Below are 7549 nucleotides of genomic sequence, written 5' to 3'. Positions count from 1 at the left end.
GCCATTGGCGCGGACCTGGAGTGAACTGAGGCACCTCATCCGTCTGCGCCGTGTTGATCGCCTGGAAGATTTCCAATTGCTTGCCCTTGCGCGAAAAAATCCAAGGGTTGCCCTGGCCGTTCAGTTGCAGCCAGATGCTGTCATAGCCGCCGCTCATGGATGCGCAATCGCCTGCCAAGCATAAGGAGTACCGATCAACCTTGGGTAGGCCAACCACCTTGCCTTCAGCTTGGAACTGCACGATGGAGCCGTTGCCGAAGCCGTCGGTAATCTTCCAGTCGCCGCCCATGTAAGCCGCATACAGCGCCCGCTCGAAGTTGGCACCCAACGGCGCGCCTTCGGGAGCTGGGTCCTTGGCGCGGGAGAACAGCTGTTCAGGCTCGTTGTCATTGGCCACCTGCAACAGCTTTTTGCCTTTGCGCTTGAGCTCGGTGGCAGAGCTGCCGTAGAAGTCCACGCTCCAGGCGCCGGGCTTTTCAGACAGCAACTTGCCTTCCGCTACTTCAAAACCGTTGTAGTAGCGTGCCTGCAAGGCCTTGGTGTTGACCTCCCATTCGAGGTTCGGGCCAAAGGTCTGCAAGGCTTCGCGCAAAGGGCCGCCCTTGGCTGCCGCATCGATGGCGGCCTGGTTGATCCAGGTACCGCTCACATCCAGGTTGGCAGGGTTGCTGGCACAGCCGCCGAGCAGCAGGGCGAGCAACGAAGAGGCTACAAGCGCTTTGCGCATGACTAAATCCTTCTGAAACGAAGCCGGCGCAGCTGTTGAGGCTGCGCCGGGTGTTTTTACTCGATGACCAGAATCGCGTCCATTTCAACCTGCGCGCCCTTTGGCAGGGCAGCAACGCCAATGGCGGCGCGGGCTGGGTATGGCTGTTCGAAGTATTTGCCCATGATCTCGTTGACCTTGGCGAAGTGGCTGAGGTCGGTGAGGAAGATGTTCAGCTTGACGATGTCCTTGAACGAACCGCCAGCCGCTTCAGCCACGGACTTGAGGTTTTCGAAGACTTGTACGGTCTGTGCTTCGAAGCCTTCCACCAGTTCCATGGTCTTCGGGTCCAGCGGGATCTGGCCGGACATGTAGACGGTGTTGCCCGCCTTGATCGCCTGGGAATAAGTACCGATGGCGGCCGGGGCTTTGTCGCTGGTGATTACTGTCTTGGTCATGAATGACTCCTTGTAATAGGCGATGGCTTATTTGCAGAGCTACGCACGCATGCGGGTGATGCGGATCACCCCGGTCAACGCGCGCAGCTTCTTGATCACGCGGGCCAGGTGCACGCGGTCGTGCACGCTGACCACCAGCTGGACCACGCTGATGCGCCCATCGCGTTCGTCCATGCTGATTTTCTCGATATTGCCGTCGGCCGCGTTGACGCTGCTGGCCAGCAGGGCGATCAAGCCGCGTTGGTGCTCCAGCTCCACGCGCAGCTCGACATTGAATTCGCCGGTGACATCCTTGGCCCACGACAGCTGGATGCATTTTTCCGGGTTGTGACGGATTTCGGTGATATTGCGGCAGTTGTCCAGGTGCACCACCATGCCTTTGCCCGCCGACAGGTGGCCGACAATCGGGTCGCCCGGGATCGGCGTGCAGCATTTGGCATAGCTGAGCACCAGGCCCTCGGTGCCGCGAATCGCCAGCGGGCCTTCGGGGCTTGGCAGCTGTTCGCCTTCGCCAAGCAGTCGACGCGCAACCACGTAGGCCATGCGGTTGCCCAGGCCGATATCTTCCAGCAGGTCTTCGATGGTTTCCTGGCGATACTCCTGGAGCATCGCTTGCACGCGCTCCTGCGGGATCTTGTCCAGGGCGCTGTCAAAGCCGTTGAGCACCTTGTTCAGCAAGCGTTCGCCCAGGCTGATGGACTCGGAACGGCGCTGCAGTTTCAAGGCGTGACGGATGTGCGTACGCGCCTTGCCGGTAACGACGAAGTTGAGCCAGGCCGGATTCGGCCGCGCGCCCGGTGCACTGACGATCTCCACCGTGGAGCCGCTTTGCAGCGGCTCCGACAGCGGGGCCAGGCGCCGGTTGATGCGGCAGGCGATGCAGCTGTTGCCCACGTCGGTGTGCACGGCGTAGGCAAAGTCGACCGCCGTGGAGCCCTTGGGCAGCTCCATGATCCGGCCTTTGGGTGTGAACACGTAGACCTCGTCCGGGAACAGGTCGATCTTCACGCTTTCGATGAATTCCAGGGAGTTACCGGCACGTTGCTGCATTTCCAGCACGCCCTTGACCCACTGGCGGGCACGGGCGTGGGTGCCTTTTGGCTGCTCGTCGCCGCTGGACTTGTACAGCCAATGGGCAGCGATGCCGTTGTTGGCCATCTCTTCCATTTCGCGGGTGCGGATCTGGATCTCGATTGGCACGCCGTGCATGCCGAACAGCGTGGTATGCAGCGACTGGTAGCCGTTGGCCTTGGGGATCGCGATGTAATCCTTGAAGCGGCCCGGCAGGGGTTTGTACAAATTATGTACAGCACCCAGCACGCGGTAGCAGGTGTCGACCTTGTCGACAATGATCCGGAACGCATACACGTCCATGATCTCGTTGAAAGCCCGACGCTTGCCGCGCATCTTCTTGTAGATGCCGTAGATGTGTTTCTGCCGTCCGCTGACTTCGCCTTCGATCTCGTCGATCGCCAGGCAGTGGCTCAGGGACTCTTCGATCTTGTTGACGATTTCCTTGCGGTTGCCCCGGGCGCGTTTGACCGCCTGGTAAATGCGCGCAGAGCGCATCGGGTGCATGGCCTTGAAGCCGAGGTCTTCGAACTCGATGCGAATGGCATGCATGCCCAGCCGGTTGGCAATGGGCGCGTAGATTTCCAGGGTTTCCTTGGCGATCCGCCGGCGTTTTTCGCCGGAGAGCACTTCCAGCGTGCGCATGTTGTGCAGCCGGTCGGCCAGCTTGACCAGAATTACGCGGATATCGCGGGCCATGGCCATGGCCATTTTCTGGAAGTTTTCCGCCTGGGCTTCGGCCTTGGTCTCGAAGTTCATCTGGGTCAGTTTGCTGACCCCATCGACCAACTCGGCCACGGTTTCGCCAAATTGCGCGCTGAGCGCTTCCTTGGCGATGCCGGTGTCTTCGATCACGTCATGCAGCATCGCGGCCATCAGGCTCTGATGGTCCATGTGCATGTCGGCCAGGATATTTGCCACCGCAAGAGGATGGGTGACATACGCCTCGCCGCTGCGACGGCGTTGGCCGTCGTGAGCTTGTTCGGCGTAGAAATACGCTCGGCGTACCAGATTGACCTGGTCGGGACCGAGGTAGGTCGATAAGCGATCGGCGAGGGCGTCTATGCTCGGCAAGGTGTGAACTCCTGCCGAAGGCTGTGACTGCGCGCCGTGCTACGTCGACCAGGCATAGGCTTAGACGGCCTCGTTGGACTCGTCCTCGAACGCTGCAAACAGCGGTTCGTCTTCAACGATTTCAGCGTTGGCGATGAACTCATAGCTCATCAGGCCTTCGGCGATTTCACGCAGGGCCACAACGGTAGGCTTGTCGTTTTCCCACTGGACCAGAGGCTCTTTGCCGCCAGTGGCCAGTTGACGGGCACGCTTGGTAGAGAGCATGACCAGCTCAAAGCGGTTATCCACGTGTTCTAGGCAGTCTTCAACGGTTACGCGGGCCATGGTATTCCTCGGAGCGAATGCAAGATGCGCGCTGCCCGGTTGGGCGAGCGGACTGAGCAGTTTAAAAAATCACCAGCGTTTAGGGAAGCGCTGATTTTCGCAGGCCCTCGCCAAACGGCTACAAGCGCCAATGTAAAGCCCTTGCAGCGGTTTTGGGAAGGGCCAATCAGCCGAGCAGTTCGGCGAGTAATTTGCCGAAACGCTGCTGTTGGCGCTTTTGCTGCAGCTGGTTGGCGCGGAAAATCGCCTTCAAATCATCCAGTGCGTGGGCAAAATCATCATTGATGATCAGGTAGTCGTAGTCGACGTAGTGGCTCATTTCGCTGACCGCTTCACGCATGCGACCTTCAATGATCTCGTCGCTGTCCTGGCCGCGATTGGTCAGGCGCTGGTGCAACGCTTCGAGCGAGGGCGGCAGGATGAAAATCGAGCGCGCCTTGGGCATCAGCTGGCGTACCTGTTCGGCGCCCTGCCAGTCGATTTCCAGAATCAGGTCATGGCCTTCATCCAGGGTCTGCTGCAGGTGGCTTTGCGAGGTGCCGTAGAGGTTGCCGAACACTTCGGCGCGCTCCAGGAAGTCACCGTGTTCGATCATCTTGACGAACTCGGTACGCTCGACAAAGTGATAGTGCACGCCGTTCACTTCACCCGGACGCATGGCACGGGTGGTGTGGGAAACCGAGATGCGGATCTGCTCGTCAGCGTCGGTCAGGGCTTTGACCAGGCTGCTCTTGCCCGCCCCCGAAGGGGCGGAAATGATGTAAAGGGTACCGGTGCTGTGGGTCATGGAGATTGCCTTACTCAATATTCTGTACTTGTTCGCGCATCTGCTCGATCAACACTTTGAGGTTGACCGCAGCCGTGGTGCTGCGCGGATCGAACGCTTTGGAGCCCAGTGTATTGGCTTCGCGGTTGAGTTCCTGCATCAGGAAGTCCAGGCGCCGACCGGCGGCACCGCCGGATTTGAGCACGCGGCGCACTTCGAGGATGTGGGTGCTCAGGCGATCGAGCTCTTCGGCGACGTCACTCTTTTGGGCCAGCAGCACCATTTCCTGCTCCAGGCGCACGGGGTCGAGGTCGGCCTTCATGTCGGCGAAGCGGTCCAGGACCTTCTGGCGCTGGGTGGCGAGCATCTGCGGCACGAGTTCGCGCAGGGTGACTACATCGGCTTCGATTGACGTCAGGCGCTCATTGATCAGGCGGGCCAGTTCGGCGCCTTCGCGCTCGCGACCGGCCTTGAGTTCGTGCAGACCTTGGGTGAAAAGTGCCAGGGCTTCGGCATTCAAGGCTTGCGGGTCGGTGGCATCGGCCACCAGCACGCCGGGCCAGGCCAGCACTTCCAGGGGGTTCAGCGCGGCGGGTTGCTTGATCAGGGCGGCGATGGTTTCGGCGGCGGCGACCAGTTGCGCGGCGCGGTCGCGGTCTACCTGCAACGGCTTGCCGGTGGTCTCTTCGGTAAAGCGCAGGGTGCATTCCAGCTTGCCGCGGGAAATGCCCTGTCGCAGCGCTTCACGCACGGCGCCTTCGAGGTCGCGGAAAGACTCGGGCAGGCGCAGGTGCGGCTCCAGGTAACGGCTGTTGACCGAGCGCAATTCCCAGCTGAGGGTGCCTTGGGCGCCGGCTTTTTCGACACGGGCAAAGGCGGTCATGCTGTGCACCATGGAGGTACCTCGCAATGCAGTCCCGCAAATACGGGCTGATGATGAAATGGAAGCCGACAGGCTGCGAAGGCGCAGGAGTGTAGCGCAGTGGGGCGGATGCGCCCAAACAATGGGCGATAGACCGCGTATTCGTAACCTGATTTTTAGAAGTGCCCCGAATCGGTCGGCGGCTCTATAATGCTCGGCAGTTTTTCGTCCTCAGTACAGGAATTCCCTATGAAACGTCCAAGTGGTCGCGCTGCCGATCAGCTCCGCTCGATCCGCATCACCCGCAACTACACCAAACACGCCGAGGGGTCCGTACTGGTCGAGTTTGGCGATACCAAGGTGATCTGCACCGTCAGCGTCGAGAACGGCGTGCCGCGGTTCCTCAAGGGCCAGGGCCAGGGGTGGTTGACCGCTGAATACGGCATGCTCCCACGTGCCACTGGCGAACGTAACCAGCGTGAAGCCAGCCGTGGCAAGCAAGGCGGGCGCACCCTGGAAATCCAGCGCCTGATCGGCCGCTCCCTGCGCGCAGCCCTGGATATGTCCAAGCTGGGCGACGTGACCCTGTACGTCGATTGCGACGTGATCCAGGCCGATGGCGGCACCCGTACCGCGTCGATCACCGGCGCCATGGTGGCCCTGGTTGACGCACTTAAAGTGATCAAGAAGCGCGGCGGCCTTAAAGGCGGTGACCCGCTCAAGCAAATGATCGCCGCCGTCTCGGTCGGCATGTACCAGGGCGAGCCTGTGCTGGACCTGGACTACCCGGAAGACTCGGCCGCCGAGACCGACCTGAACGTGGTCATGACCAGCACCGGTGGTTTCATCGAAGTGCAGGGCACCGCCGAAGGCGCGCCATTCCAGCCGGCTGACCTGAATGCCATGCTGGCCCTGGCCCAGAAAGGCATGAGCGAAATTTTCGAACTGCAAAATGCCGCACTGGCTGATTGAGCCGGTCTCAAGGAGAAACGTCATGAATGACAATCAGATGCCGGTGCCTACGCCTTCCTACGAAGTGCGCCAGGGAGCGATGTTGTGCCATCTCGCGGCGTTCCTGGGGTTCGTTTTCCCCTTCGGCAGTGTCGTGGGGCCGCTGATTCTGTGGCAGATGAAGAAAGAAGTGGACCCGTTCATTGATGATCAGGGCAAGGAAGCCTTGAATTTCCAGATCACCGTGGCCATCGCCTGGATCGTTTGCATCGTGCTTGCGTTTGCGGTGATCGGATTTTTCCTGATGACCGCCTTGGCAATCGCCAGTGTAGTACTGACGATCATTGGCGCGGTCAAGGCCAACAAGGGGATCGCCTATCGCTATCCCTTGACCTGGCGCCTGGTCAAATAACGCTTGGCCAGTTAATGGGCGCCCACAAAAAAACCGACATCGCTGTCGGTTTTTTTGCGCCTGGAAAAAGACCTCAAATGGTCAGCGTCCAGTCGTAGTCCACGATGAGTGGCGCGTGCTGCGAGAAGCGCGGCTGGCGCGGCAGGCGTGCACTGCGCACGAACCGGCGCAGACCGGGGGTCAGCAGCTGGTAGTCGAAACGCCAGCCCAGATTGAGCATCTCGGCCTGCTCGTTATCTGGCCACCAGCTGTACTGGTCGCCTTCACGGCTGACTTCGCGCAGGGCATCGACATACCCCATGTTGCCGACAATCTCGTCCATCCAGGCCCGTTCCGGCGCAAGGAAGCCCGGAGATTGCTGGCTGTCGCGCCAGTTCTTGATATCCAGCTTCTGTTGCGCCACGTACAGCGAGCCACAATAAATGTACTCGCGACGTTTGCGTCGCTGTTTATCCAGATAGCGGGCGAAGTCGTCCATTAGCTTGAATTTCTGGTTCAAGTCTTCATCGCCGTTCTGCCCCGAGGGAAGCAGCAAGGTCGCGATGCTGACCTTGTCGAAATCGGCTTGCAGGTAGCGCCCGTAGCGGTCGGCTGTCTCGAAGCCGAGGCCGCTGATGACCGCCTTGGGTTGCAACCGCGAGTACAAAGCCACGCCACCTTGGGTGGGCACTTCGGCATCGCAGGCATAAAGGAAGTAGCCATCCAGTTGGAAGGCTGGGTCGTCCAGTTCAAAGGCGGAGGCGCGGGTGTCCTGCAGGCAGATGACGTCGGCATTCTGTGCTTGCAGCCAACTGAGCAAACCACGCTCGACTGCAGCCTGAATACCATTAACGTTCACACTGATGATCCGCATAAATGGCCCCAAAAATCGCGTGCGTGTATGATACACGCCGTCCACCTAATTAGCTAAATCCGTGGTATCTGA

9 protein-coding genes are annotated in these 7549 nt (G+C 60.1%); 2 read left to right on the top strand and 7 right to left on the bottom strand.

The window, feature by feature from the left end:
* From Q1V60_RS03330 to Q1V60_RS03305, 6 genes are all read right to left on the bottom strand, one after another.
* A partial coding sequence (locus tag Q1V60_RS03330) for a hypothetical protein (RefSeq protein ID WP_300627396.1) occupies nucleotides 1-727 on the bottom strand: 727 nt, incomplete at its 3' end.
* 56 nt (nucleotides 728-783) lie between these two features.
* The gene (locus Q1V60_RS03325; RefSeq protein WP_003176922.1) at nucleotides 784-1164 is read right to left on the bottom strand and encodes a RidA family protein; all 381 of its coding nucleotides are present in this window, start codon (nucleotides 1162-1164) and stop codon (nucleotides 784-786) included.
* A gap of 39 nt (nucleotides 1165-1203) precedes the next feature.
* A complete protein-coding gene (spoT, locus tag Q1V60_RS03320) occupies nucleotides 1204-3309 on the bottom strand; it encodes a bifunctional GTP diphosphokinase/guanosine-3',5'-bis pyrophosphate 3'-pyrophosphohydrolase (protein WP_300627393.1) in 2106 nt (701 codons plus the stop codon).
* Between the two features lie 60 nt (nucleotides 3310-3369).
* The gene (rpoZ, locus tag Q1V60_RS03315) at nucleotides 3370-3633 is read right to left on the bottom strand and encodes a DNA-directed RNA polymerase subunit omega (protein ID WP_003176920.1); all 264 of its coding nucleotides are present in this window, start codon (nucleotides 3631-3633) and stop codon (nucleotides 3370-3372) included.
* Nucleotides 3634-3799: 166 nt separating this feature from the next.
* Entirely contained in the window at nucleotides 3800-4420 is a 621-nt protein-coding gene (gene gmk, locus Q1V60_RS03310; RefSeq protein WP_003213284.1) for a guanylate kinase, read from the bottom strand.
* A gap of 10 nt (nucleotides 4421-4430) precedes the next feature.
* Nucleotides 4431-5294, bottom strand: coding sequence for a YicC/YloC family endoribonuclease (locus Q1V60_RS03305; RefSeq protein ID WP_300627391.1), 864 nt, complete (start codon nucleotides 5292-5294; stop codon nucleotides 4431-4433).
* 216 nt (nucleotides 5295-5510) lie between these two features.
* On the opposite strand from Q1V60_RS03305, the gene rph reads away from it, so the two are divergent.
* Nucleotides 5511-6233, top strand: coding sequence for a ribonuclease PH (rph, locus tag Q1V60_RS03300; RefSeq protein ID WP_300627390.1), 723 nt, complete (start codon nucleotides 5511-5513; stop codon nucleotides 6231-6233).
* 22 nt (nucleotides 6234-6255) lie between these two features.
* On the top strand, nucleotides 6256-6624 hold the full coding sequence (locus tag Q1V60_RS03295; protein WP_300627388.1) for a DUF4870 domain-containing protein: 369 nt from the start codon (nucleotides 6256-6258) through the stop codon (nucleotides 6622-6624).
* 73 nt (nucleotides 6625-6697) lie between these two features.
* Here the strand turns inward: Q1V60_RS03295 and Q1V60_RS03290 are convergent, their stop codons facing one another.
* Nucleotides 6698-7477, bottom strand: coding sequence for an exodeoxyribonuclease III (locus Q1V60_RS03290; RefSeq protein ID WP_003195493.1), 780 nt, complete (start codon nucleotides 7475-7477; stop codon nucleotides 6698-6700).
* Nucleotides 7478-7549: the final 72 nt, after the last annotated feature.

This window comes from Pseudomonas sp., from assembly GCF_030147005.1.
In the GTDB taxonomy this organism is placed as follows: domain Bacteria; phylum Pseudomonadota; class Gammaproteobacteria; order Pseudomonadales; family Pseudomonadaceae; genus Aquipseudomonas.
Note: the sequence above shows the minus strand (reverse complement) of the source record. Positions and strands in the feature narration are given on the sequence as shown.